The organism is Actinomadura meridiana (genome assembly GCF_039537545.1).
Lineage (GTDB): Bacteria > Actinomycetota > Actinomycetes > Streptosporangiales > Streptosporangiaceae > Spirillospora > Spirillospora meridiana.
The window spans coordinates 900,754-924,245 of sequence record NZ_BAABAS010000004.1; the positions used below are offsets into that span (position 1 = coordinate 900,754).

The following is a 23,492-nucleotide window of genomic DNA, read 5'->3' on the forward strand; positions in this document are numbered from 1 at the left end:
GAGCCCAGCGGTTAGCCGCGGATGGATGCGGCATTAAGGAGCATTTCAAAGAAGGCTTGAGACTCGTTTTTGCGCACGGCTAGAAGTTCATCCATGAACTGCACCGCAGCCTGCACGCGCAGGTCCCCAGCGGCCGGATCGCGTGACCGGGCGAAATCGTCGTCCTCACGTTTCCAGGATGTATAGGCGTCATGGATGGTGATCTCGGTGCTGCGGTGCATCACCCAGAGTTGATCCCATTGGTAGAAGGCCCGTAACGCCGCCAACATCGAGACCGTCACACCTGGCGCAGCGAGTACAACAGGTTTGCCGCCATAGCTCAGACCAGCGGCCAGCGGCAGACCAGCACCGATGGACATCAATGAGATGCTGGTCAGGCGGAAGAATCGCCGATCCCAGCGGGCTCGGAGATCGTAGAAGTTTCGAATTCTGAGCGCGTAGATTTCCACTGCGACGGGATAGTAAGACTCCGAGGAAACTCGGGGAGGTTCGAACCTCGGAGGTCCCCAGGACAGTGGAAGTCGCATTAGCGCGTCCATTCTCGAAATTCCTTGCGGACCATCCTCCTCGCCCTGAGGCACTCCTGGGGCTCACTGGAAGGACAAGGTTTGCGAGGGTCCTTTTGTAGGTTCCGTGCAGTCGTGGGCTGAGGCGAGTAGGCGTAGTACGCCTACCTGCGCAGTGCTCCGCCGAGAACTGGTATGACGTCGCCGTCGCGGATGTCGGCGTCGATGAATGGCACGGTGAGCTTCCTTGGACCTTTCGGGCAGGTCCCCAACCAGGCTTGGGGAGAACCAGAAAGGAAGCTCGTTGACAACGACAGAAGCGGCATTTCACGCAGAAGCACAAGGATGAGGCCGTCGATATGCCGCGCGGCGCCGAACCCGGCCCCCTCATCGACGCCCTGTCCCTCGGGCTCGACGGAACCGACGGAGTCTGGACCGCCGCCTGGCTCCACGACCACCACCCCGACCTGCTCGCCCTGGTCCGGTGGCCGCGGCCCTGCCCGCACGGGCGTACGAGTCCGGTCGTCCGGCGTGTTGGTCGCCGCCCGGGAGACAACAACACGCCGTGAATCACCGTGAGGCGCCTCGGGGAAGGTTGGTCACCAGTAGGAGGAGTCGTCGCTCGTGGCGTCCAGGACCGTGTTCCAGACCGCTTCCTCGTGGCGGGACGATTCCCTGTCGCGGCGCACGGTGCCGTCCAGGTGGGCGCGTTCGCTCTGCAACAGCGCCACCCTGTTGCGCAGCTTCTGTTCCTTCTTGGTGACCGGGGGCTTCTTCCGGCTGCCCGCCGCGCGGGCCTCGGCGCGCAGCCGGTCGAACTCCGACTGACGGGGCCGCAGTTCGGCAAGCTCAGCTTCGATCCGCGCCAGCAGTGCGGCTCGCTCGTCGGCCAGCGCGCGCAGCTCCGCTCGAACCGCGCGCTCCTCGTCGCTCCAGGTCTGCTTCCCGCCGGGCTTGCGGCTGGTCACGCGGAAGATCCGCGAACGTTCACGGTCGAACTCGCCGCGCCGGGCCTCAAGCTTGGCCTCGCGCGCGTCGATCTCCAGCCCGCGCCTCTTGCGGGCCGTCATCGCCGGCCCCGGCGTCGGTGAGGCGTCCATCGACACATCGTCATGCACGGGCCTTCAGCCGTCTGCTGTCCCGCCAGAGACAAGTACGTGAGTATCGCCTCGGTATGTCGCGAAAGGCGTTCGGCCTGCTCGGCCCGTGAATCAGCGCGGTCGAGACGCGGAGCTCGGCCTGGGCGCGTTCAGGAGCGGAACTGTTCACGAGGAGAACGTTCGCCTCGGGAACACCACCGAGCGGACCGGCATTCGTCAGATTGGGTCGTTCGAACAGCGTGGCGATCGAGGACACGCTCGGGCATCACGTGCTAACACAGAGTGGATATGCCGAAACCCCCGAGCGGCGCCCCTCCCCCGCTCACCGGCACGATCTTTGGAGGTCACCGGTGTCCAGTCCGTTCGTCCGGCGGCGGCGCCTCGCCACCGAACTCCGCGCGCTCCGCGAACAGCGCGGCCTGACCGCGGACGAGGTGGCCGCGCAGATCTACCGGTCCCGCATGATGGTCTCCAAACTGGAGAACGCGCGCTGTAGCCCCAACATCGGCGTCGTCATGAAGATCCTCGACGTCCTGGAGGCCCCCGCCGACCAGTACAACGACATCGTCACCATCGCCCGCGACGCCGCCGAACGCGGCTGGTGGGACGCCTACGGCGACGCCATGGGCGCCCGCCAGCGCATCTACGCCGACCTCGAATCCGGCGCCGCCACCATCCGCGAGTACAACCAGTTCACAATCCCTGGTGCGTTGCAGACGCCGGACTTCATCAAGTTCATCATCGAGATGGCAGCCGCCGAAGGGAGAATCGACTTCGTCGCCGAACGTTTGATGGAGGCTCGGCAACGCCGTCAGGCGCACCTACTAGGACCGCAAGGGCCGCGCTACGAGATCATCCTCGATGAGGTCGTCGTCCGTCGTCCGACCGCTCCTGCACAGGTCATGCTCAATCAACTCCGCGCTCTGATCGAGACAGCCGCCAAGCACCCCCGCGTCACTGTGCTCATCCTCCCGCTCGCCGCAGACTTCACCGGTCGTTTGCTGCCGAAGTCAGCCTTCTTTCTTTTCGACTTCATCGACCCTTCTGACCCACCGATGGCAGTGGTCGACACCGTGAGCACTGATATCGTGCATACCGAGCATGACGAGATCATGCGGTATAACCAACGGTACGAGCATCTCCGGCAGGCCGCTCTCTCAGGCGCCGCTAGTCTCGGTCTGCTGACCGATGCGGCCGACGACCTTGAGAACAGGATCGAGCTCTCTAGATGACCACGCAGTACGGCACATGGCGCAAGTCCCGCCTCAGTGAGGCCAATGGGGCCTGTGTCGAGGTTGCCCGTTCCCTCCGCGGCACGATCGGACTACGCGACAGCAAGGCGGCTGACAGCGGCCCGATCCTCGAACTCACGCGACGTGAATGGACGATGTTCCTCAGGTCCATCCGCGCAGCCGACAAGATCGGCTAGCCATGATCGAGTCAGCACGCCGACCGTACGCAAGCTACTACCGGTGGAAGCGCTTCGGACCGAGCGCATTGTTGATCTCCAGCCGGAACATGGCCCACATCCCGGGAGCATGCAACCACGTCACCGAAGAGTACGTTCTGAACCCGGCGAATGGCTGGGGATGGATACCTGATCCTGATCCCGCCATCTGGGATCGGATCAGCACCGACCATCCCGCACGGGCGACGGAAGGCGACACGTCCAGAGCCGCCGTTGTCCGCTGCACGGACTGTCTCGAAAACCTCTAGATCAGGCAGCCGACAGACCAACGAACCAGTCAGGCCGGGAGCGACGCTCCCGGCCCCTACCTCTCATTGGTCCTCGAAGCCGAACGGGTCGAACTTCAGGACCTTGGCGTTCTCAGAGACGATACGGATCTTGTCCTCCGGGAACCCTTCGGCGTTCTTCGCGCTGATCTCCAGAGTGATCTCCAGCTCGGTGCCGTCTACGGCGCTCAAGTGCTGGATGAGCTCCGTGTAGATCTTGGTGAAGCTCTTCTGCGGCAACTCGGGGTTGAGCTTGGCCGCGCCGAAGAACCGAGTGTTCGTTGGTCCGGGCGGCGGTGGTGGCGTCGGGTCCGGGTTAGGCCCCGGGGCCGGTGTGCCCGTCGAGCCGCCGCCGGGCGTCGAGCCTTTCTCCCTCTCGCGCTCGGCCGCGCGGGCTGCCGCTTCCGCCTTGTCGGCCTCGTGCTGTGCGAGCGCCAGACCCGGGCGGACGAGCAGCGTCCCATCGGTGACCTGCCACATCGAGCCATGCTGGTCAGGAAGGTACAGGTCTGCGAACCGGCCGGTCTTGTCGTCGCGGCCTGCCGCGAGCGCGAATCCGGTGTTCTCCCAGTCCAGCTCATCAAGCCCGGCGAGAACGCCAGCGTCCAGAACCTCGCGGTCACGGAGGCGCGGCAGGTACGGGTAGCGGCAGTAGTACGCCCACAGCTCACCGACCGAGATGTAGCCCTTCTCCCAGACGCTCGCCAGCTCGCGATCCAGATTCCCTCGGATCAGCGACGCGCCCTGTACCACGCGCAGGCCATCAACTTGCTTCAGTTTGGGGCTCACCCGCTCCGCAAGCCGGTCCTGACGCCCTTCGGCCTTCTCCTCTTGCCAGGTGATGTGCCCGCCGGGCTGCTGGACGGGAAGGAGCGTCCAATAGAAGGTCTCCCGGATACGCAGCCCCACGGCCTGGTTCGCGTTCGTCCGCCGCGTCTCGACCTGTTTGATCTGCTGGGTGGTGAGATCGAGTTCGTCCGTGCGGCCGAAGATGTGATCCCAGGCGAGGAACTCGCGTACCGAATCGTTCAGCTCCTCCATCCGCTTGACGTCACCCGCCAGGAAGACCACCATGTTGCGGTTGATGCGCTGCGACGTTCCTCGTGTGTCCAGGACTTGCTGAGCGAACGTTCTGGCCGACGAACTGGCCTCATTCTTCGCGTGCAGGAACTTCGGGTGCAGGATGACGAGCCGACACTCCCCGTTGTCCGGGACGTCGGCGCTCCCTTCGGTGACGTGGACGGCGGCGAAGTCACCCCGAGCCTTCCGTTCCTTACCCTCCAAGCGCCGTGTGATCTCCGCCCACACGTCTTCGCGATGAAGACGCTCCGCGTGGTCCTTGGCGGTTCGGGCAATGGACGGCTGCGTGTCGTACCAGTAGCGCTCGCCGTCCAGATAGAGGAAGGTCGCCCGCTCCGACAGCACGTGGAGCGCCGACCCGAAGTTGCCCACCACGTCACCGGGGATGGCGACACCAAGCCAGATGTTCTGCTTCTCGATGCCCTTGTGTGGTTTGGTCAGCGTCGGTGCCGCTCCGAACAGGGCCGTGCGCGCGATCCGACGGGTCAGCGCCCGCTTGCCGAACACCGACCGTTCCTTGTCGATCTGGACAGGAGTGGAGTTGGCCCCGTCCACGTCGACTTCGATGACGGCCTTCCAGTTGTCCTGAAGGTACTGCGTCAGCTCACTGGCGATCGACGGGTCACCGAGTGAGATAGAACCCGGCATGATGAGCGGCCCGGCATCCTGGTCCACCCAGAGCCGGTGAATGACGGTGCTCATCAGCCGCAGCACGCCGCGCGTCCGCTGGAAGCGGTCCAGGGTGGACCAGTCCTCGTAAAGCCGGTCGAACAGCTCCGGGTGAATCGGGTACGCCTCGATGATCCGCCGCTCGTACGCCGTGTCGGAGCACTCTCGCGGGAACTCGCCCTTGTGGTTGTTGTAGAATTTCCAGAACTGCTTCGCGACCGCTGAGATCTCCGCCTTGGCCTTCGCGTCCGGTTCCTCGAACAGTCGACGCCGCACGATCTCGAACGACTCGTGGGCGCGGGCGGGCTGCCACTGCTGCGCGACCCGCCGGATCACGTTCTGAAGCCGGTCGAGCGCGGCGATGCCGTTGACGCCTCCGACCTCCAGAGCGCTGCCCATCGTTCCTTCCTCGGCCTCCCGCTTGGTCGAAGCCGGGATGGAAACGACAAGGAGCGCACCCGGCACCGCCTTGACGGCCTCGGTGAGGGTCTGCGCGAAGGTGAACTGTGTGTCGAAGGTTCCGGCGCGCAGGTCCTTGCGCTCATAGAGCTGCCGGGCGTAGGCGACCCACTCGTCGATCAGGATCAGACAGGGCGAATGCGCTCTGATGACCTCCCGAAGCCCGTCGCCGGGATTGGTGTTCGCCTCGTCGGCGCTGCGCACGACCTCATAGGCGTTCCGGCCGCCGAGCTGCCAGGCCAGCTCGCCCCAGATCGTGTGAACGTGGGTGCCGTCGTCCTTGACCTTCCCCTTGGACGGGTCAAGGTGGTTACCGACCAGCGCGACCCTTCTGACCTCGGCGCCCACGGCTTTCCCCTCGGCACCGGCGAGGAGATCGACCACCTCTTGCGGGAATTCGTGCAGTTTCGTGCCGGAGAAGATGTGCCAGAGCGCCAGCATCGAGTGGGTCTTGCCGCCACCGAAGTTGGTCTGGAGGTTCCATACGGGCGTGGCGTTCATGTCGCCACCGACCCGGGCGACGGACGTCTTCAGCAGATCCTGAAGTCCCTCGGTCAGGTACGTGCGCCGGAAGAACTCTTTCGGATCGGTGTACTCGCTGCTCGCGCTCTCCCCGATCGACACCATGTGAAGGTCGGCGGCGAACTCCGCCGCGTCCATTTGACCGGCGGCGACATCTCGATGCGGAGTGATGATCTCCCGCCACGGCTTGATGCCGTTGCTGTCAATCCGGGGCATCGATGTGACGGCGCTCGTGGCCCTCTTCGTCTCGCTGTCGTAAAAGGTGCGCTGATGGTCCTGGCGCAGCTTGCGGACCTCATCCGCACGGTCCATCGCACCGATGGCGGTGAGCAGCCGTTCCATCGTGTCGAGCGCACGGTAGGTGTCATCACCGGTGAACGGCCCCGTGTGCGCCCACCTGTTACCGACGTCCCTCAGCTCACTGGCAAAGTTCTGCTCGACACGGGACAGGCGCTCCTTGAAGACCCGCCATTCCTCAGTCATGACCCGAAGCAGGAACCGAACGTCGCTCTTGCTGTACGACTTGTTCGCACCGTGCTTCTGCGCGTCCCGAGCCTCCAGGACCTCAACCCAGTCCCGGCTCCCCTGTGTGGCCATGCTCATCATCATGTCCACAAACGGCTCAAGCCCCTTGAGAAGTACCTCCAGCCCACGCCCGACCCGGTCCTTGTTATTGAGTGGCACCGTCAGTCCTCTTCCGGATAGTCGAGAGAGCCCTGAATATCCCCAATTGGAGCTGCGTTCTGCGCCGCTTTCTCGATCTCGGACCAAGCTGTGCCGAGATCGTTAAACAAGAGTCCCATCTCGGCCCAATTTCTTTTTTCACATATTGAATATAGAAGGAAGTTTAGTTCCTTGGCGGCATCGAGATCGATTCGACTCCCGGCCGCAGCCATCAACCGTGCTGCAACGTCGATACCACCCTTCTTCTCCTGGCCTTCATGGAATTGTTTGGCCAGATGCATAACAATTTCCCAAACCGATATCCGGTCGTCTGTTACAGGATCGTACTCCTCAGTTAGCTCACTCGGATCGAGCAATTGCACGATCCCACCTCGCGCTTTGATGATCCCCGCACGGTCAAGTCCAGCGACCGATGTATCGATGGCTCTGGCTAGGGTATCGGCCTCACCGAATCTTCCCATGTCAAACCCATATGTCTCAAACCACTTAATGCAGAAACGAGTGTCCGAATCGAAGTCAGCTTCCTGCTCGGCCAAGACGTCCGCAAGGATGCTGTTGATCAGGGCAAGTGCGGCTCTTACGGACATGGAGGAACCATCAGACTCCATTATTCGCGAATAGCGCGAATACACTGCCATCCCCGGCCCAATCGCGGCCTGCGCCAGATCAACAGGAGCGATTCCCCCTTGCCGCAGGCCCCCTAGCGCAGCGGGAAGTTCCTCTTGGAGTTTATTGATCAAGCCTCGTCGATCGATCACAGGTGCGTGCTCACCTCGCGGGCGGCAGGCCAGTACCACCGATGAAGCAAGAGCGTTGGATTTATTGCCGAGCATACGGACTACGCGCTCAGTACGCACGGGCCAGGTGGCAGTAATTGACCACCCTGCACCAATCATCGCCTCGAGTAGAGTTGCCCAGCCTGTCGAAACTTTGCCCAGTTCGCTACTCTCGGCCTGTTTGAACGCATAAAACACCGCCATGGGGAATGAGAGAGGTGCGTCAGGTCGGATGGAAGTGAACATCCTTCGATAACCATCCTCGAAGAACTTTTTAGCCTCATCCTTACCACCCTGGCGATATGTATTAGCGATCAGTTCTTGCGCCTTAGGGGTAAGCATCGTGTCAAGTAGATCTGGGCAGTACTCTCTCAGCGTCCGCCGTAGCCAAACGTAGAAGAAGTCAGAGAGGTCCGCATAGGATATATTGTCATAATAGGGCGGGTCCGTCGTCACAAGACGCCCTTGATTACGAACCGATGCCGCATCTACCTGGCGAACACTACCCGCTGGAAGCGACGCTGGAAGGGCCTCAATGGCCTTTGAAAGCGTAGCTACACCTGACGATATGTCCCCAGCAGCACCGCCGAAGGGATTGCTTTCAGCATAGTCCCAAACCATAGGAAGGGATTGTCGTGAGAAAGTTGACCTTGTAGCGCCAGTACCGTGAGATGGCCGCCAGGAAACCAGGCTCGAAAGATCGTCAATTAGTGCACTACCCAGGAATCCAAGGTATAGGGCGATAGCGGCTGCATACTCCTCACTACGCGCCAGATACGGAGAATCTTCCATCCCCGCATTGAATGCATCGGTATCGATGATCACCTTGTCGTGAACCTCCGCTACAAGGTCACTAAATTCGACAATTGCAACAAGTTGTCGATTAGTGAATAGCTTGGCAAAGCTATCTAGACCGTAGTTTGCGCACCAGATGTTTCGAGGATCATCCGCAAGCAATGCGTCGGGAATATCTTCTGGACGATCGACTTCCGCAGCACATTCATGCTTTTCGCTAGGCGAAACGTAGTAGCGCGTGCGTCGCCCTTCTGCGGCAATCGCCAGAAGCTTGACGCCCATTCGGCTCGCTCGGCCTTCACCCTGGATATAATCCGTCTTTGCGGGAGAACCGCATACAAGGCATGTAGCCTTGCGATTCTGAAGTGTCCCTTCCCTGGGCTTACCTTCAGGTCCCCGAACTTCGAATCGAACGTCTTTACCACTAGTAATTGGCTCAACGTAGCGCTCCATTCCATTCTTCTTGCTAAGCCAGAATGACTTTGTGAGAGGCATGGTTGCGCCGCAGGTGGGGTTGGGGCAGGTTACGGTGCGGGCCCAGATCCAGGCGATGACGTTGGCTTCGGTGCCGTCCTCGAGTTTGACCTTGGGGTAGAGGTGGCCGATACGCTTCTCGGCTTCGTCGCGCATCCACTTGCCGTAGCGGCGGACGTCCTCCGCCAGGCCGGTCGCACCGGGCCAGTCGCCCATGCGCTCGTCGGCTGCGCCGGGGAAGACCGGCGGCATTCCGGCCCATTTCGGGGGGATCTCGATGAGGGCCTTGTTGATGAGCACGGGTACGGGGTTCAGGTCGGAGGCGTGGGCCTCCAGGCCGAGGCGCTGGGCCTCCAGGGGTATGGAGCCGCCGCCCGCGAAGGGGTCCAGGATGGGCGGCGGGTTGCCGTCGCAGGACTTCCAGATCTCCTTGCGGGCCTCCTCAAACAGGGCCTTGTCGTTGATGTTGTCCCAGTTGACGAGGCGTTCGATAATGTTGAACAGACGCTTGCGTTCCAGCGCTTGGTCCTCGTCACTCCGAAACTTGTCGGGGTGGGCGGACGGGTCGTCGACCAACTGGGCGAACAGGACGGCGCGGCAGGCGGCGAGAGGGCGGCGGGCCCACCATAGGTGCAGGGTGGAGGGGTGACCGTGGCGGATCGACTTCTCGCGGGCCGACTGCTTGTTGATCTCGTCGAGGGGAAGCGCGACTTCGATCAGTTTCTTTTTATATGTGGGGGGTTCCGTGCTCAAAATGGTGCTCTTCCTCTATCCCATTCCTCTGGCCAATCGCCGACCAGGTCAGTGGCGGCGAAGTCTCCGAAGTCCACGTGCGCGAACGGGTCGGCGATGTAGCGGACGACGTCGTGTTCCGATTCGTCCGGGTGCACGCTGACGAGCGCGAGCCGGAAGTTCCGGCCGGCGTTCTTGCCGGTGAGGACTTCCCTGCGAGTGACGTGGAAGTCCTCGGCCCCGTTGATCCGCCCCTTGACCTCGATGAAGATCCAGTGGTCGTCAGCAGTTCGGGATCGGATGTCAAAGCCGGGATTGTTGTGCGGCATCTCCTCAGGGAGGCGACCCAGCTTGCGTTCCTCGTCGAGGACGCGATCGACGGCGCGGCGTTCCACGCGGGCCGTGTCGCGGGCGTAGGCGTCGGGTGGGCCGTCGCGCAGGCCGGACAGGCGGTCCAGGAGGCCCTGCGGGACGACGAGCGCCGCACCGGCAGCGACGGGGGTGCGGACCTGGAGCAATTCGGCGCGGTCCAGGTCGGCCATGCGGCGTTCGAGGCGTGATTCCAGGTCGCGGGCGCGCTTGTAGGCCGTCTCCGGGCTGGTCTTCAGTTTCCGGCCGGTCTGTTCGGCGTCCAGGAGTTCCGCGTGCCGGGCGTCCCAGTAGTTGATGCCCTGGAGGAGGCGGCGGCGGACCATGGTGCGGGTGCGTTCGTTCTGCCGGGCGAGGCGGGCGCGGATCTCCCCGAGGTGGGAGGCGAGGCCGTTCTCGATCGTCCAGGCGACGGCGAGGTCCTGCGCGCCGGAGGCCAGCCAGTCCTCGTCGAGCAGCGGGGCCGTGAGCGCCCGCTCCTCGTCGGTGGCGGGCGTGTAGTCGAGGTAGGGGGCGGTGCCCGCGGTGCGGGCCGTGGTCCTGCCGAACTCGACGAAGTCGAACCGTTTGCTGATGGGGCGGTCGTGGCCGTCGGTGATCTCCTGGCCGACGGCGACGAGCAGGTGTGGTTCCTCGCCCTCGTCGCGGCGGTCGACCAGGACGGTGCCCTGCTTGAGCTGCCCGCCGTACCTTTCGATCACCAGGGAGACGGCGGCGTCGAGCAGCGGGTGTCCGGGGGCGAGCAGGTCGGCGCGGGGGCGGCCGGGCGGGCGTACCAGGTCGCGGTCGAACGTGACGCGCTCGTACCGGCGCAGCACGGGGACGCCGGCGCGGATCTGCCGGTCGTGCGCGAGGAGATCGCCGGGGACGTGGGTGATCTCGTACCGTCCGCTCTCCCGTTCGGTGATCCGGCCGCCGAGGAGCGTGAACGCGGAGAGGAAGAACGCCTTGATGTAGTGGGGTTGGAGGCGGCGGGCGCGGGCCTCCTCCATCCGCAGGCGCCAGGTCGCGACGTCCGCCTCGGCCAGCCTGTCGTAGGCGAGGGCGCGTTCGGCCATCAGCTTGTCCAGGCCGTCGCCGACGGACGCGTCGACGACCTCGTTCAGCCTGTCGCGGACGTCCTGCCGGTCGCCGTACTGGATGGCCCGCATGAGCAGCGTGCGCAGCGGCGCGCTCTGGAACGCCTCGCCGAGAACATCGAAGACCTTCCCCTTGTAAGCGCGGCGCTGCTCCTCGATCTTGTCGAGGAGGCGGGTGAACACGGCGCCCTCGCGGGTGTCGAGGGCGACCAGGTTCCACAGGTGGCAGACCTCGGTCTGGCCGATGCGGTGGATGCGGCCGAAGCGCTGCTCGATCCGGTTCGGGTTCCACGGGAGGTCGTAGTTCACCATCAGGTGGGCGCGCTGGAGGTTCAGTCCTTCGCCCGCGGCGTCGGTGGCGACCAGGACGCGGCAGTCCTTGTCCTGGGTGAACTGTTCCTTGACGCAGCGGCGCTGGTCGCGGGGGACGCCGCCGTGGATGGCGACGACGGCCTCGTCCCGTCCGATCAGGCCGCGGATGCGGTCGACCAGGTAGTCGAGGGTGTCGCGGTGCTCGGTGAACACGATGAGTTTGCGCGGGACGCCGCCCGAGTCGCGGATGAGGGTGTTGCTCTGCAACAGCTCGGAGAGCTCGGTCCACTTCCGGTCGGTGCCGGAGCCCCGGACGCGGCGGGCGACCTCGGCGAGGTCGGCGACGATGCCGATCTCGATGTCGAGTTCGGCGATGGTCTCGGCCGTGGTGGCGGCGTCGGTGACATCGTCCTCAAGCTCCTCGACCTCGGCGCTCGGCATCTCTTCGAGGTCGGCGTCGATGTCGTCGCCGAGGAGGTGCGCCAGGTGCGGCGGGAGGCGGCCGTCCGCCTGTCCTCCGGTCGCGAGGTCGTGGCGGAGCCGCTGGAGGCGGCGGTGGCGGCGTTCGAGGGACTTCAGGATCGCTTCGGGACTGGACGCGAGGCGGCGCTGCAACACGGTGAGCGCGAACCCGACCGTATTGCCGCGGCGGCCCTCACCCTTCGCGGCGAGCTGCTGGGCCTTGCCCATCTGCTCGCGAACGTACTCGGTGACGACCTCGTAGAGCTGCCGTTCGGCGGGCGACAGCTCGTACGGGACGGTGTAGGCGCGGCGTTCCGGGAACAGGGGCCTGCCCTCGAAGGTGAGCAGGTCCTCCTTCACCATGCGGCGCATCAGGCCGTCGGTGTCGTTGGAACTGATGCCCTCCCGGTAGCGGCCCTCGAAGCGGTCGGAGTCGAGCAGGCCCATGAAGAGCTGGAAGCCCGCCTCGTCGCCCGCGTGCGGGGTGGCCGTCATCAGCAGCAGGTGTCGGGCGATCCGCCCGAACAGTTCGCCGAGCTGGTAGCGCTTGGTCTTCTTCAGCTCGTCGCCGAAGTAGCGGGCGGACATGCGGTGGGCCTCGTCCACGACGACCAGGTCCCAGTCGCTGCGCCGGAGCTGTTCCTGAAGCTCGTCGCTGCGGGAGAGCTGATCCATCCGGGCGATGAGGAGCGGGTAGCGGTCGAAGACGCTGTCACCGGCCTGCGCGTCGATGAGCTGGCGGGTGAGCGCCTCGAACCGGAGGCCGAACTTGTGGGTCAGCTCGTCCTGCCATTGTTCGACCAGCCCGCCGGGCGCGACGATCAGGCAGCGTTCCAGGTCGCCGCGGAGCATCAGCTCCTTTACGTACAGACCCGCCATGATCGTCTTGCCTGCACCCGGATCGTCGCCCAAGACGAAACGGAGCGGCACCCGGTCAAGCAGTTCGCCATAGACGGCTTGGATCTGGTGCGGTAACGGCTCCAAGTCGCTGCTGGTCACCGCAAGCATGGGGTCGAAAAGGGCTGCCATCCGGATGCGGAGTGCCTCGGCGATCAGCTTGAACAAGGCGCCAGCGCCGTCGAATCTGTACGCTGCGGACGGCCGCCGGAGGACGAGACGGGGCTCGTGATCGCGGTAGATGAGCCGGTCGGCCACGCCGTCATCGGTTCGGCAGGTGAGGTTGACGGCATTGGATCCGTACCATTCGACAGCAACGACAACCACATCCCCTGTCGGCACCACCCCGCCTACCAATGCCCCAGGAGTCAGATCCTCAAGTCTGGCGCTCACCGATCATCACCGAGGAAAATGGTGGACTGATCGGTCACTTACGAGAGACCCTTCCAAATTATGCCGCTCGTCTGGCATGCGCCTACTGCTCGTAGCAGAATCAGCTAGGTACCTTGATGAAACTCCACAAGGCAAGAAAGACCTCAACCTTGAACCGGAGGATTAATCCACTTCAGTTTTCACCATTACGTCCGGCAGCGCAAGCCGCTGACCACATCGCGCCTAGATCATTCGAAGGACAGGCGGGCGAGGCTGTCCTGGACCCGTCTGGTGTCCGGGTGATCGGGCCCGTAGGTCTCGGCGAGGTCGTCCAGCAGGACGGCGAGGGTGTGCGCGCCGCCGTCGGTGTCCCCGGCGCCCAGCTCCAGGAGCCCGATCTGCCGCCGTAGCTCGAACACTGGCGGTTCGCTCGGGCCGTAGATCTCCTCCTCGTCCGCGAGCAGACGCCGCAGGAGCGCGATGGCCTGCCCGGTTTCCCCGAGAAGCGCGAGCGATGTCGCCTCCTGGCGGCGGCAGTGCAGCACGCGGTCGTCGCGCGGCCCGTACCGGCCCGCGACGTCCCGGACCAGGTCGCCGAAGGCCGGCTCCGCCCGGCGGTAGTCGCCGCCCTCGAACAGCACCTCCGCCATGTACATCCGCACCCGCAGGACGTCCGCGTCCTGGGGACCGAGCGCCCGGCCCGCCGGGTCGAGGACGGCTCCGAGGACCTCCACCGCCTGCCCGTACCGGGACGCCCCGGCGAGGCTCTCCGCCTGCGCGCGGGCGCGCTGGAGGTCGCCGCGGCTGAAGTCCGCCGGCACCGGGACCGGACGCGGGCCCGGTCCCGGGAGCCTGGCCGCCCGGTGGTCCGGGGAGATCTGGACGAGCACGTCGGCGTACATGCGGATCGAGCTGGGCTCCGGGGCGACCACGCCGACGAGGAACGGAAGGTCGGCGGCGTACCGCACCAGCTCCGCGTGCAGGCCGGGCGCGTCGGAGGGCCGGTCCTCGGCCCGTTTGGAAAGCATCCGCAGCACCAGGGCGTCCAGTCCGGCGGGGACGTCGTCGCGGCGGTCGCGGACAGGGGGCGGTGGGTCGTTGATCTGCTGCTCGAAGACCGCGTAGTCGGTCGTGCCCTCGAACAGCCGACGGCCCGTCAGCGTCTCGTGGACGACCAGGCCGAGGGAGTAGAAGTCCGACTGGGGGCCGACCGCCGCTCCACGCACCTGCTCCGGGGACATGTACGAAGGGGTTCCGAGCGGCACCCCGCTGCGCGTCAACCGCGTCAGGTCGGGGTCGTGGAACATGGCCAACCCGAAGTCGAGCACCTTCACGGTGCCGTCCGGGCCGAGCATCAGGTTGGACGGCTTCAGGTCGCGGTGGAAGATCCCGCGCCCGTGCGCCGCGTGCAGGACGGCGACGACCTGCGCGGCGATCGCGGCGGCCCAGCCGACCGGCAGCGGACCGTATTCGGCCAGCAGATCCTCTACCGTGATGCCGTCGATGTACTGCATGACCAGGTACGGCTGGGCGCCACGCCGCGGGTCGTCGTGCACGTCGGCCTCGTAGATCGACGGCGCCCCGGGGTGCTCCAGCTTCGCCATGATGCGGGCCTCGTGCCGGAAGCGCCGCACCAGCTCCTCGTCGTACTCGCCGTAGGGGAACCGGATGAGCTTGACCGCGACCTTCCGGTCGAGGCGCTGGTCATAGCCCGCGTAGACCTGCCCCATACCGCCCTGGCCGATCGGGAGCGGTTCGAGCTCGTAACGACCACCGATGATCGTCTGCTCCGACGGCAACAGCCCTCCCAAGTACCCCGCTATGGGGCAAAGTTACACCGAGCGTGGTCAGGGTCGTAGGGATCCCTCAGCAATGACGTCGAACGCCGCCTGGACGGCCTGCTCCCCCGGCACGCGGACGTCCCGCACCGCCGCCTCCAGGGCGACGGCCCGCGGAAGACGTCCCCGTAGCGTCGCTGGGTTTCGAGCGGAAGCATCGGGATCCGCGCGCGGCGCGGATCGGTCCTGGGCGACGCGGACGAGGTGCGGGACGGGCGGGAACCGCAGGCGACGCGGAGGAAACAGGCCAAAGCGAAAGGGTCGATCCGCTGGGGATCGACCCTGAAGAGGTAGAGCCGCGGCCCGAGTACGGCACCGCCTTCGTGGAGCACCTGTACCGTCGTGCCACTCGCGGCGGCGGGGACCACCACGTCCCCGCCTCGGTCAGCACCGCCCCGTCCGCGTAGGCGGCGCGTTGGGAGGGCCGGCGTCCCAGGCGGACGTCCTTGGCGGTCAGCAGGAGGTGATCGCCGTCGCCGACGTCGGGCGTCATCGGGGCCTGGAGCAGGACGACGGCACCGGCCTTGACGAGTTCCGCGACGCTGGTGCGGGGCGTCTCCCGTCCCTCATCACCGGGGACGTCGCCGGGGACGATGTCGGGGACGCCGCGAACGATCCGCACCGCTGATGGCCCGACATCCGGCCGGAAGATCGGGTGTGCCGTCGGGGTCCTCGGCGAACGCGGCCCATGCGGAGTCGGCGATCGACAGGTCACCGGACGCGTCGGCCATCAGCGCACGTGGAAAGGCGGACGCTCCCCGCGTTCGGGACGCCGCAGCACCCACAGGTCGGGGGCACGGTGAGACGCACCGCTCCCGGGCGTGACGGTGATGACGGCTTGAAGCGCACCAGCGCGCAGCAGGTTGGCGCGTATCCGGCGGCCCGATCGGCGGCCGGCCGCGGCGGCCATGAGCATCACGACCCGGCCGCCCGGTTCCACGTGGGCGAGGCAGTGCTGAAGCCAGGCGAGTTCCGGCTCGCCGCGGGGTGGCAGTCCGCACACCCAGCGCGGATCACCCGGCAGATCCTCATGCCCCCGGCCGCGGTCGCCGGGCGGAGGGGCGCAGACCACCGCGCCGGCCTCGACGTCCCGGAACGCGTCCTCGCCCAGCGCGTCGCCGACGGCGATCCGGACGCGCCGACCCCGGAGCAGCAGCCGGGCGGCGGCGATCCGCGCCGCCGCCGTCCGTGGCTCCTGCCCGATCAGCAGGTCGACGTCTCCCGCGGCCGTCAGCAGGCCGCCCAGCCCGCACACCGGGTCGAGCACGGTGCCGCCCACCGTCCCCGCCAGCCTCGCCATGAGCGCGGCCACCTCCGGCGGCGCGACCCGCACGCGGCGCCCCTGGGTCTCGGCGAGCCTGCGGCACAGGTCGTCGAACAGGCCGGCGGCGTCCTCGGCGGAGATCTCGGCTAGTTCGCGGATCACCCCGGGGTCGACGGCGGCCGGTAGCTCGCCGGGCAGTTCGGGGACGCCAATCGCCACGGCTTTGGGGAGCCTGACCGCGAGCTCGCCGTCGTCCTGCTCGGCGAGGGCCGTCCAGTCGTCGCGGTTCCGTTCCGCATAGACGAGGAAGGCTCCGAGCACGCCGACGAGGTCGGCGAGGTCGGCGTCGCCCGCAGCCGTCCGGAGCCGCCGCCAGATGCGGCCCGCCGGCGAGAGTTCACCGTTCTTGCCGCGCCGGACCAGCCACCCCTCCACGTCGGCCAGCGAGAACAGCCGGGCTCGCCGGAGTCCCCCCGACGGCGTCGGGGAAGTCGTCGAAGCGGCGGCGCCAGTTACTCACGGCCGCCCTGCCGACCTCGGCGAGCCGGGCGATCTCGCTGGCCGTCACCATCCCCTCGTCCCGCGCCACCGCACCTCCCGGCACCAGCGTCCACACCATCCGGCCTCCCGCATGACGTGAACCACCCTAGAGGACCTGTGCACGCGGTTCACGACACCGTCAGCCGATCGCCCGGCCCGGACGGATCGCGCCCGATCCCTCGTCCGTTCCGCTGGACCGCGCCCGGTCCAACGGCGTTAAGTGAACGTTTTCCATTTCTTGCCCCGGCGCCGCCGCGGTGGCGACAGCCTCCAGGCGTGGCCTCACACTGCGGACGGGCAATGCGGTGTCGGCCCCCTCGTCAGCACACGAACCGGCGTCCGCGGCGTGGCAACGGCGACGGAACGGCCGGTGGTCGCGGCTAACTATGATCAGCCGACACGCGCCCGTGAGTAGCGTGATGACTACCCTAAGTGTAAAATCTCGGCAAGATCGTCGTACTCTCGCGAAAGCCGCTGTCCATCTCACGGAGAGGGCTGTAGAGCGAGCCTGCACGGCGGCACGTCCTGCGGCCCGTTGATAAGGCGAGGTGTGCCCTTGCAGAACGACCGGCTTCCACGTCGTGGCGAGCGCAGAGCTGATGACGTCCGGCTGTACACGCCGGCCGAGGCGGCGGCGATGTTGCAGGTGCGGGAGTCCTGGCTGAGGAAGAAGGCCAGCGCTCGGACGGTCCCCTGCACGTTCATCGGCAAGCATCTGCGGTTCAGCGAGCAGGACATCGACGCGATCATCGCGGCCGGCGCCAAGCAGCCGGTCGTTCGACGACGCGACCGGAGGTGAGCCGCGTCCAGGCGAACAAGGAGGAACTCATGGCATATGCCGAGAAGCGTGGGAAGAAGTGGCGAGTGCGGTACACGCGGCCGGATGGCAGCGCGGCGTCGGAGTCGGGTTTCGAGACCAAGCAGGCCGCGCTCCAGTGGGGAGAAGAGCAGGAGTCGGAGATCCGACGACATAGGTGGAACGATCCTCGGGATGGATCGGGATTACTGGCCGACTGGGTCGAGCTGTGGTGGTCGGGGCAAGATCTGGAGGCCACCACTGAGGCCAAGTACCGCTACCTGATCGATCACCACATCGTTCCGGCGTTCGGGAACCGGCCGATCAACACGTTCACCAGCCCAGAGGAGATCGTCGCCTGGGAGAAGCGGACTCGGACGAAGGGGTTCTCGCACCGTACGGCGGCGGACGCGCGCTCTCTGCTGGGCACCGTCCTTGGGGACGCCAAGGATCGGGGAATGGTCGCCACGAATGTCGCCGTCAAGCGGCGAGGACGTGGGCGCAAGCGGACTCGCCGGACGGTCGCTGTAAGGGGTCCGGAGAAAGTGTGGGGTACGCCGTTGCAGGTGCTGCTGCTGGCCGAGCGGTGCGCACTGCTGTCGGGGCGTGACGACGACTTCGTCCTGATCGTCCTCACCGCGTACACCGGCATGCGCTGGGGGGAGGTTCACGGGCTGGAGCGGCCTGCTTGCCGACTGGATCGTATTCAGATCGACTGGCAGCTGCGCGAGCTCGCCGGGAAGGTGGAGAAGGTGCCTCCCAAGGACGACTCGCATCGGCCCATGGACATGCCACCTTTCTTGGCTGCGCTGGTGTCTGACCAGAGCACACGCACGCGGGGACGATGCGGCTGTGAGGGCCGCACTCCGAAATGCGGGGGCGGCGGGCAGTACCTCTTCCTCAGCCCCAACGGGCGTCATCATCGGCGATCCACCTACGCCCGCCGGATCTTCCAGCCGGCGGCCGACGGTCGGTATCCCCGCGGCACCCGGCAGGTCGGAAGGAGTGTCCTGGTCGATGCGGCGGTATGGCCGGGCACGCCCATCCCTGCCTGGCCGGACGCTGTACCCGGGACGGTGTTCGTCCCTCCACGCGGTCGAGGAATCCAGGTCATCGGTGAGGACGTTTCGGTCGCGGTGTGGCTGCCGCTGATCGAGGGGCTCACTCCGCATGGGCTGCGGCACAGCCACATGACCTGGATGTTGGAGGACGCGATTCCCGAGATCGTTCAAGCCGAAAGGCTGGGGCACACCGTGCCAGGGATCCGGGGCGTGTACTCCCATGTGTCGGAGAGCATGCGCGACGACCTCAAGGCCAAGCTCCAACGGAGGTGGGAGGACTCACTGGCGGCGCGGCTCGAATTCGGGGCTCACTCGCCGGTGTCGGTGCTCAACGGGCTGCTGAAGGCCGCGCGGAAGAGGAAGGGTTCGCGAGAGCTTCTCGTCAGCGCGTGACGGTCGTCATAGCGGGGGTGGACGCATGCGTCCACCCCCGCTATGCGGCTACGGAGAGTGATGGATCGTAGAGGCATTCTTGTGACCTTGTTTGGGCGGGAGGGAGATGATCTCCCAAAATCCTCCCAGTTGATCACTGAGGCCCTCCGGCGAGATTGCTGGAGGGCCTGTGTCATAGGGGTGGGCGATACTGGGTTCGAACCAGTGGCCTCTTCGGTGTGAACGAAGCGCTCTCCCACTGAGCTAATCGCCCTCGACGTCGCAAACTTTAGCGCATGTCGGGGGCAGGGCGTGCATCGTTATGGGGGCGGTCAGGTCCAGAAGGTCAGGTCGTCTATCTGCCAGGGGACCACGAAGCCGTAGATGACCAGGTACGCGACTGCTGCGGCGATGCCCAGGGCGGTGGCCAGGGTGCCCAGGATGAGGTTGCGGCGGCGTTTGCGGGGGTCCAGGGCCTTGTCCTTGGCGCGGTCTGCGGCTGCGCGGGCGCGGTGGAGGGCTCGTTGGGCCCAGGTGAACTCGGTGGCGAGGATCGCTAGGCCGAGGATGATGCCGAGGATGCCTGGGCCCGGGGTGACCATCATGATCAGGCCGGCCAGGAGGACGGTGGAGCCGACCAGGAGGACGCCCAGGCGCCAGGCTGTGTTGAGGAGCCTGTTGCGGCGAATGCGTTCTCGGAAGCGGTGGATGCGGGGCGGCTGTGGTGGTGGGGCCTTCTCTGCGTCCTTGATTGCCACGGTTTTACCCTAGGCCACGGTGAGCGGTGGGTTGAGGCGGTCTTTGCGCAGGTCAGGTGCGGTGAGATGGGTCACATTGGGTAAGGACGTCGGAATGTTCGGAGGAGCTCAGGCCGTTAGGCGTCTTAGTTCGCGGGGATGTCGGTGAGGGAGGGGATGTACTCACCGGGGCCCCGCCAGCGGGACCGACGTAAGAGGGAATGGCCTATGAACACCACCGTCTCAGCGCAGCTGGGCCTTCGACTCGTCGTCCCCGACCGCACGACCGTCCCTCTGCTGGCCGGGCTGGAGTACGCGGCCGACGACCCGTACGCGATCCGGATGGCCTTCTATGTGGGCGACGACGAGCCGGTGGAGTGGATCTTCGCCAGGGAACTGCTGACGGTCGGCATCGTGCGGAAGGTCGGGGACGGGGACGTGGAGGTCTGGCCCGGCCCCGACGACGGCACGCTCCACATCGCGCTGTCGTCCCCGTTCGGGGACGCGCTGTTCGAGGTGCCGCTGTCGCCGCTGGCCGATTTCCTGCACCGGACGTACCAGACCGTCCCGGCAGGTGAGGAGACCGAGTTCATCGACATCGACGCGGAGTTGGAGAACCTGCTCTGGCCGTCCTAGCCGGACAGGCGGGCTATGTGGCGCATCTTGTTCATCGCGTCCAGGGCGGCGACCTTGTACGACTCGGCCAAGGTGGGGTAATTGAAGACGGCGTTGACGAGGTAGTCGACGGTTCCGCCGCAGCCCATGACCGTTTGCCCGATGTGGACGAGTTCGGTGGCCCCCGTCCCGAAGACGTGGACGCCGAGCAGGCGCCGGTCCTCGGGTGAGACGAGGAGTTTCAGCATCCCGTAGGAGTCGCCGATGATCTGGCCTCGGGCGAGTTCGCGGTACCGGGAGATGCCTACCTCGAAGGGGACCTTTGCCTCGGTGAGGGCGTCCTCGGTGCGGCCCACGAAGCTGATCTCGGGGATCGTGTAGATGCCGATGGGCTGGGTCTCGTTGATCTCCGCGACGGGCTCGCCGCAGGCGTGGTGGGCGGCGAGACGGCCCTGTTCCATGGACGTGGCGGCGAGCGAGGGGAAGCCGATCACGTCGCCGACGGCGTAGATGTGCGGAACCGCGGTGCGGTAGTTCTCGTCGACCTTGATCCGGCCCCGGTGGTCGGCGGTGAGGCCGGCGGCGTCCAGGCCGAGGTCGTCGGTCATGCCCTGGCGTCCGGCCGAGTACATGACGGTGTCGGCGGGGATGCGCTTCCCGCTCTCCAGGACGGTGATCGCCCCCTGCGGCATCCGTTCGACGGACGCGACGGTCTCGCGGAACCGGAACGTGACGGCCAGGTCGCGCAGGTGGTACTTGAGGGCCTCGATGATCTCCAGGTCGCAGAAGTCGAGCATGCGTTCGCGGCGTTCGACGACGGTGACCTTGGTGCCGAGGGCGGCGAACATCGAGGCGTACTCGATGCCGATGACCCCGGCGCCGACGACGACCATGGTCTCGGGGATGCGGTCCATGTGGATGATGCCGTCGGAGTCGATGATCGCCCGGTCGTCGAAGGCGACGGTGTCGGGACGGGCCGGGCGGGTGCCGGTGGCGACGACGACGCGGTCGGCGGTGACCTTCTGCTCCCGGTCGCCGACGCTGCTGATCCCGATGGTGTTGGGCTCCAGGAACCGGCCCCGTCCGGGCAGGATGGTGACGCGGTTGCGGGCGAGCTGGTTGCGGACGACGTCGGTCTCGCGGCTGATCACGTGCTGGGTGCGCATCCCGAGGTCGGCGACCGTGATGTCGTCCTTGACCCGGTAGCTCTGGCCGTACAGTTCGCGCTGGTTGAGCCCGGTCAGGTAGAGAACCGCCTCGCGGAGGGTCTTGGACGGGATCGTCCCGGTGTTGATGCAGACGCCGCCGATCATGTCGCGGCGGTCGACGATGCCGACCTTGCGGCCGAGTTTGGCGGCGGCGATGGCGGCGCGCTGACCGCCGGGGCCCGAGCCGAGGACGAGGAGATCGAAGTCAGTCACGTCCACCAGTCTGACGGTCCGTGGCGGTCCGGTTAAAGGGTTCGAACGATGAGAGCGTCGGCGAGCGCGTCCAGGCCGGTCTTCACACGGTCGAGGGTCATGCCGCGCGTGCGGCGCTGGAACAGGAACAGGTTCGCGGCGAAGGGGGCCAGGAGCGCGTCCGCCAGGTAGGCCGTGTCGGCGCCGGGACGGACCTGGGCCAGCAGCATCGCCACGTGCCGGTGGTAGAGGCCGTAGGAGCCGTCTCTGAACCGGGCGTCGGACGGGCCGGATTCGGCCATGAACAGCAGGTCCGCCTGGGCGTCGGTGCGGTCGGCCAGGGCGTGCAGGAACGCGCGGAGGCGGTCGGGGGCGGGCGAACCGGGGCCGAGCGGCGGCGGGCCGTGGATGAACGCGGTCTGGAACTCGCGCTCCCGGTCGTCGATCACGGCGTAGACGAGGCGGGCGCGGTCGCCGAAGCGGCGGTAGACGGTGCCGACGCCGACCCCGGCGGCGCGGGCGACCTCGTCCATGGAGACGGCCTCGGGGCCACGGGTGGCGATCAGCTCGGCGGCGGCGCGGACGATGCGGCGCCGGTTGTGCGCGGCGTCCGCGCGTTCGGCGGGCGGGGTTCCGACGACCGGCAGGTCCCGCATCCTGTCCCCTTTCGGCACAGCACAGCAGCGTAGCCGGAGTTGTATCCGGAGAGTTCTCCAGTTAATCTCGATAACCGGAAGTTTTTCCAGTTATCGGGAGGGTGAGGATGGCAGCGGAACTCGCGGGACGGGCGGCCCTGGTGACCGGTGGCGGGCGCGGCATCGGCGCGGCGATCGCGTTGCGGCTGGCCGGAGAGGGCGCGGACGTCGCCGTCACGTACGTCAGGAGCGCCGAACGGGCCGCGGAGGTCGTCCGGGGAATCGAGGCGGCCGGACGGCGCGGCACGGCGATCCAGGCGGACGCGGCCGACCCGGCGGCCGCCGCCGGGGCCGTCGACCAGGCCGCACGCGAACTCGGACGGCTCGACATCCTGGTCAACAACGCTGGGATCGCGCCGTACGGGCCGCTGGAGGACGTCACGGCCGAGGAGATCGACCAGACCCTCGCCCTGCACGTCCGGGCGGCGTTCGTGGCGGCTCAGGCGGCGGCCCGCCATCTCGGCCCCGGCGGGCGGATCGTCAACATCGGCAGCAGCCTCGCCGAGCGCGTCCCGTACCCGGGCTGGACGCTGTACGCGATGAGCAAGTCGGCGCTGACCGGGCTGACCCGGGGCCTGGCACGCGATCTCGGGCCGCGCGGGATCACGGCGAACGTCGTCCAGCCGGGGTCGACCGACACCGAGATGAACCCGGCCGACTCGCCGGACGCGGACTTCGAACGGGGGTTCACGGCACTCGGCCGGTACGGTCGCGCTGAGGAGATCGCCGCGATGGTCGCGCACCTGGCGGGCCCGGGCGGCGACTACGTGACGGGCGCGGCGATCGCCGTGGACGGGGGGTATGCGGCCTGATGGCCTGGGTGTTTCTCATCGTCGCGTCGCTGATGGAGCTGGTGTGGGCGACGGCGCTGAAGGAGTCGGACGGCCTGACGAAGCTCTGGCCGACGGTCATCGGGCTGAGCGTCGCGTTGCTCAGCGTGGTCGTGCTGGCGCTGTCGCTGCGGACGCTGCCCGTCGGCACGGCGTACGCGGTGTTCGTCGGGCTCGGCGCGGTCGGCGTCGCGGTGGCCGGGATGATCGCGTTCGGGGAGAGCGCGGCGCCCGCGCGGCTGGGCTTCCTCGCGCTGATCGTCGTCGGCGTCATCGGGCTGCAACTCGTCGAGGAATCGTCGGGGTGAAGATCGGCCACAGA

At 66.6% G+C, this 23,492-nt stretch carries 20 protein-coding genes and 1 tRNA gene; 9 read left to right on the plus strand and 12 right to left on the minus strand.

Annotated elements, in window-relative coordinates; translation table 11 throughout:
- Nucleotides 1-11 precede the first annotated feature (11 nt).
- The gene (locus tag ABD808_RS08275) at nt 12-449 is read right to left on the minus strand and encodes an SLATT domain-containing protein (protein WP_344892304.1); all 438 of its coding nucleotides are present in this window, start codon (nt 447-449) and stop codon (nt 12-14) included.
- A gap of 416 nt (nt 450-865) precedes the next feature.
- Between ABD808_RS08275 and ABD808_RS08280 the strand changes: the two genes are divergently transcribed.
- Nucleotides 866-1,075: a hypothetical protein gene (locus ABD808_RS08280; protein WP_344892306.1), complete on the plus strand. Its 210-nt coding sequence runs from the start codon at nt 866-868 to the stop codon at nt 1,073-1,075.
- 30 nt (nt 1,076-1,105) lie between these two features.
- Here the strand turns inward: ABD808_RS08280 and ABD808_RS08285 are convergent, their stop codons facing one another.
- Complete coding sequence (locus ABD808_RS08285; RefSeq protein WP_344892308.1) at nt 1,106-1,606, minus strand: hypothetical protein; 501 nt, start codon at nt 1,604-1,606, stop codon at nt 1,106-1,108.
- Nucleotides 1,607-1,845: 239 nt separating this feature from the next.
- Between ABD808_RS08285 and ABD808_RS08290 the strand changes: the two genes are divergently transcribed.
- Both ABD808_RS08290 and ABD808_RS08295 read left to right on the plus strand, forming a co-directional pair.
- Nucleotides 1,846-2,838: a helix-turn-helix domain-containing protein gene (locus ABD808_RS08290; protein ID WP_344892310.1), complete on the plus strand. Its 993-nt coding sequence runs from the start codon at nt 1,846-1,848 to the stop codon at nt 2,836-2,838.
- Entirely contained in the window at nt 2,835-3,035 is a 201-nt protein-coding gene (locus tag ABD808_RS08295; protein ID WP_344892313.1) for a DUF397 domain-containing protein, read from the plus strand. Before ABD808_RS08290 ends, ABD808_RS08295 begins: the two co-directional genes overlap by 4 nt.
- A gap of 350 nt (nt 3,036-3,385) precedes the next feature.
- Here ABD808_RS08295 and ABD808_RS08300 read toward each other — a convergent pair whose 3' ends face one another.
- The 4 genes from ABD808_RS08300 to ABD808_RS08315 all read right to left on the minus strand — a co-directional run bounded on the left by ABD808_RS08300 (nt 3,386) and on the right by ABD808_RS08315 (nt 14,821).
- On the minus strand, nt 3,386-6,754 hold the full coding sequence (locus ABD808_RS08300; protein ID WP_344892316.1) for a Swt1 family HEPN domain-containing protein: 3,369 nt from the start codon (nt 6,752-6,754) through the stop codon (nt 3,386-3,388).
- A gap of 2 nt (nt 6,755-6,756) precedes the next feature.
- Nucleotides 6,757-9,552: a DUF1156 domain-containing protein gene (locus ABD808_RS08305; protein ID WP_344892319.1), complete on the minus strand. Its 2,796-nt coding sequence runs from the start codon at nt 9,550-9,552 to the stop codon at nt 6,757-6,759.
- Nucleotides 9,549-12,908 (minus strand): helicase-related protein, encoded by a 3,360-nt coding sequence (locus tag ABD808_RS08310; RefSeq protein WP_344892322.1) that lies wholly within the window; start codon nt 12,906-12,908, stop codon nt 9,549-9,551. Before ABD808_RS08310 ends, ABD808_RS08305 begins: the two co-directional genes overlap by 4 nt.
- A gap of 362 nt (nt 12,909-13,270) precedes the next feature.
- Nucleotides 13,271-14,821 carry a serine/threonine-protein kinase gene (locus tag ABD808_RS08315; RefSeq protein ID WP_344892324.1) on the minus strand — a complete coding sequence of 517 codons (1,551 nt, stop codon included), beginning with the start codon at nt 14,819-14,821 and terminating at the stop codon, nt 13,271-13,273.
- Nucleotides 14,822-15,275: 454 nt separating this feature from the next.
- On the opposite strand from ABD808_RS08315, the gene ABD808_RS08320 reads away from it, so the two are divergent.
- On the plus strand, nt 15,276-15,488 hold the full coding sequence (locus ABD808_RS08320; protein WP_344892326.1) for a hypothetical protein: 213 nt from the start codon (nt 15,276-15,278) through the stop codon (nt 15,486-15,488).
- 102 nt (nt 15,489-15,590) lie between these two features.
- On the opposite strand, the gene ABD808_RS08325 is transcribed toward ABD808_RS08320, so the two are convergent.
- Together ABD808_RS08325 and ABD808_RS08330 are read right to left on the minus strand one after the other, a co-directional pair.
- Nucleotides 15,591-16,559, minus strand: a complete 969-nt coding sequence (locus ABD808_RS08325) for an N-6 DNA methylase (RefSeq protein WP_344892329.1) — start codon at nt 16,557-16,559, stop codon at nt 15,591-15,593.
- On the minus strand, nt 16,522-16,743 hold the full coding sequence (locus ABD808_RS08330) for a hypothetical protein (protein WP_344892332.1): 222 nt from the start codon (nt 16,741-16,743) through the stop codon (nt 16,522-16,524). Before ABD808_RS08330 ends, ABD808_RS08325 begins: the two co-directional genes overlap by 38 nt.
- Nucleotides 16,744-17,214: 471 nt before the next feature.
- Here ABD808_RS08330 and ABD808_RS08335 point away from each other — a divergent pair, with 471 nt between their 5' ends.
- Both ABD808_RS08335 and ABD808_RS08340 read left to right on the plus strand, forming a co-directional pair.
- Complete coding sequence (locus tag ABD808_RS08335) at nt 17,215-17,463, plus strand: helix-turn-helix domain-containing protein (protein WP_344892334.1); 249 nt, start codon at nt 17,215-17,217, stop codon at nt 17,461-17,463.
- Nucleotides 17,464-17,492: 29 nt separating this feature from the next.
- On the plus strand, nt 17,493-18,914 hold the full coding sequence (locus ABD808_RS08340) for a tyrosine-type recombinase/integrase (RefSeq protein WP_344892337.1): 1,422 nt from the start codon (nt 17,493-17,495) through the stop codon (nt 18,912-18,914).
- A gap of 181 nt (nt 18,915-19,095) precedes the next feature.
- Here the strand turns inward: ABD808_RS08340 and ABD808_RS08345 are convergent.
- Both ABD808_RS08345 and ABD808_RS08350 read right to left on the minus strand, forming a co-directional pair.
- Nucleotides 19,096-19,167: transfer RNA gene (locus ABD808_RS08345), tRNA-Val, on the minus strand.
- Between the two features lie 58 nt (nt 19,168-19,225).
- Nucleotides 19,226-19,651 carry a TIGR02611 family protein gene (locus ABD808_RS08350; protein WP_344892340.1) on the minus strand — a complete coding sequence of 142 codons (426 nt, stop codon included), beginning with the start codon at nt 19,649-19,651 and terminating at the stop codon, nt 19,226-19,228.
- A 207-nt stretch (nt 19,652-19,858) separates the two neighbouring features.
- On the opposite strand from ABD808_RS08350, the gene ABD808_RS08355 reads away from it, so the two are divergent.
- Nucleotides 19,859-20,266, plus strand: a complete 408-nt coding sequence (locus tag ABD808_RS08355) for an SsgA family sporulation/cell division regulator (RefSeq protein ID WP_344892343.1) — start codon at nt 19,859-19,861, stop codon at nt 20,264-20,266.
- Here the strand turns inward: ABD808_RS08355 and sthA are convergent.
- Nucleotides 20,263-21,666 (minus strand): Si-specific NAD(P)(+) transhydrogenase, encoded by a 1,404-nt coding sequence (sthA, locus tag ABD808_RS08360; RefSeq protein ID WP_344892346.1) that lies wholly within the window; start codon nt 21,664-21,666, stop codon nt 20,263-20,265. The two genes, ABD808_RS08355 and sthA, sit on opposite strands and share 4 nt — an antisense overlap.
- Nucleotides 21,667-21,698: 32 nt before the next feature.
- A complete protein-coding gene (locus ABD808_RS08365; RefSeq protein ID WP_344892349.1) occupies nt 21,699-22,301 on the minus strand; it encodes a TetR/AcrR family transcriptional regulator in 603 nt (200 codons plus the stop codon).
- Nucleotides 22,302-22,408: 107 nt separating this feature from the next.
- Here ABD808_RS08365 and ABD808_RS08370 point away from each other — a divergent pair, with 107 nt between their 5' ends.
- Both ABD808_RS08370 and ABD808_RS08375 read left to right on the plus strand, forming a co-directional pair.
- Nucleotides 22,409-23,152 carry an SDR family oxidoreductase gene (locus ABD808_RS08370; RefSeq protein ID WP_344892352.1) on the plus strand — a complete coding sequence of 248 codons (744 nt, stop codon included), beginning with the start codon at nt 22,409-22,411 and terminating at the stop codon, nt 23,150-23,152.
- Entirely contained in the window at nt 23,152-23,478 is a 327-nt protein-coding gene (locus ABD808_RS08375) for a DMT family transporter (RefSeq protein ID WP_344892355.1), read from the plus strand. Before ABD808_RS08370 ends, ABD808_RS08375 begins: the two co-directional genes overlap by 1 nt.
- The last annotated feature ends 14 nt before the right edge of the window (nt 23,479-23,492 follow it).

Excerpts from the sequence above, each read along its gene's own strand:
- ABD808_RS08280 (WP_344892306.1), top strand. The coding sequence starts at position 866 with ATGCCGCGCGGCGCCGAACCCGGCCCCCTCATCGACGCCCTGTCCCTC.
- ABD808_RS08285 (WP_344892308.1), bottom strand. The coding sequence starts at position 1,606 with ATGGACGCCTCACCGACGCCGGGGCCGGCGATGACGGCCCGCAAGAGG.
- ABD808_RS08295 (WP_344892313.1), top strand. The coding sequence starts at position 2,835 with ATGACCACGCAGTACGGCACATGGCGCAAGTCCCGCCTCAGTGAGGCC.
- ABD808_RS08330 (WP_344892332.1), bottom strand. The coding sequence starts at position 16,743 with ATGGTGTGGACGCTGGTGCCGGGAGGTGCGGTGGCGCGGGACGAGGGG.
- ABD808_RS08340 (WP_344892337.1), top strand. The coding sequence starts at position 17,493 with ATGGCATATGCCGAGAAGCGTGGGAAGAAGTGGCGAGTGCGGTACACG.
- ABD808_RS08355 (WP_344892343.1), top strand. The coding sequence starts at position 19,859 with ATGAACACCACCGTCTCAGCGCAGCTGGGCCTTCGACTCGTCGTCCCC.
- ABD808_RS08365 (WP_344892349.1), bottom strand. The coding sequence starts at position 22,301 with ATGCGGGACCTGCCGGTCGTCGGAACCCCGCCCGCCGAACGCGCGGAC.
- ABD808_RS08370 (WP_344892352.1), top strand. The coding sequence starts at position 22,409 with ATGGCAGCGGAACTCGCGGGACGGGCGGCCCTGGTGACCGGTGGCGGG.
- ABD808_RS08375 (WP_344892355.1), top strand. The coding sequence starts at position 23,152 with ATGGCCTGGGTGTTTCTCATCGTCGCGTCGCTGATGGAGCTGGTGTGG.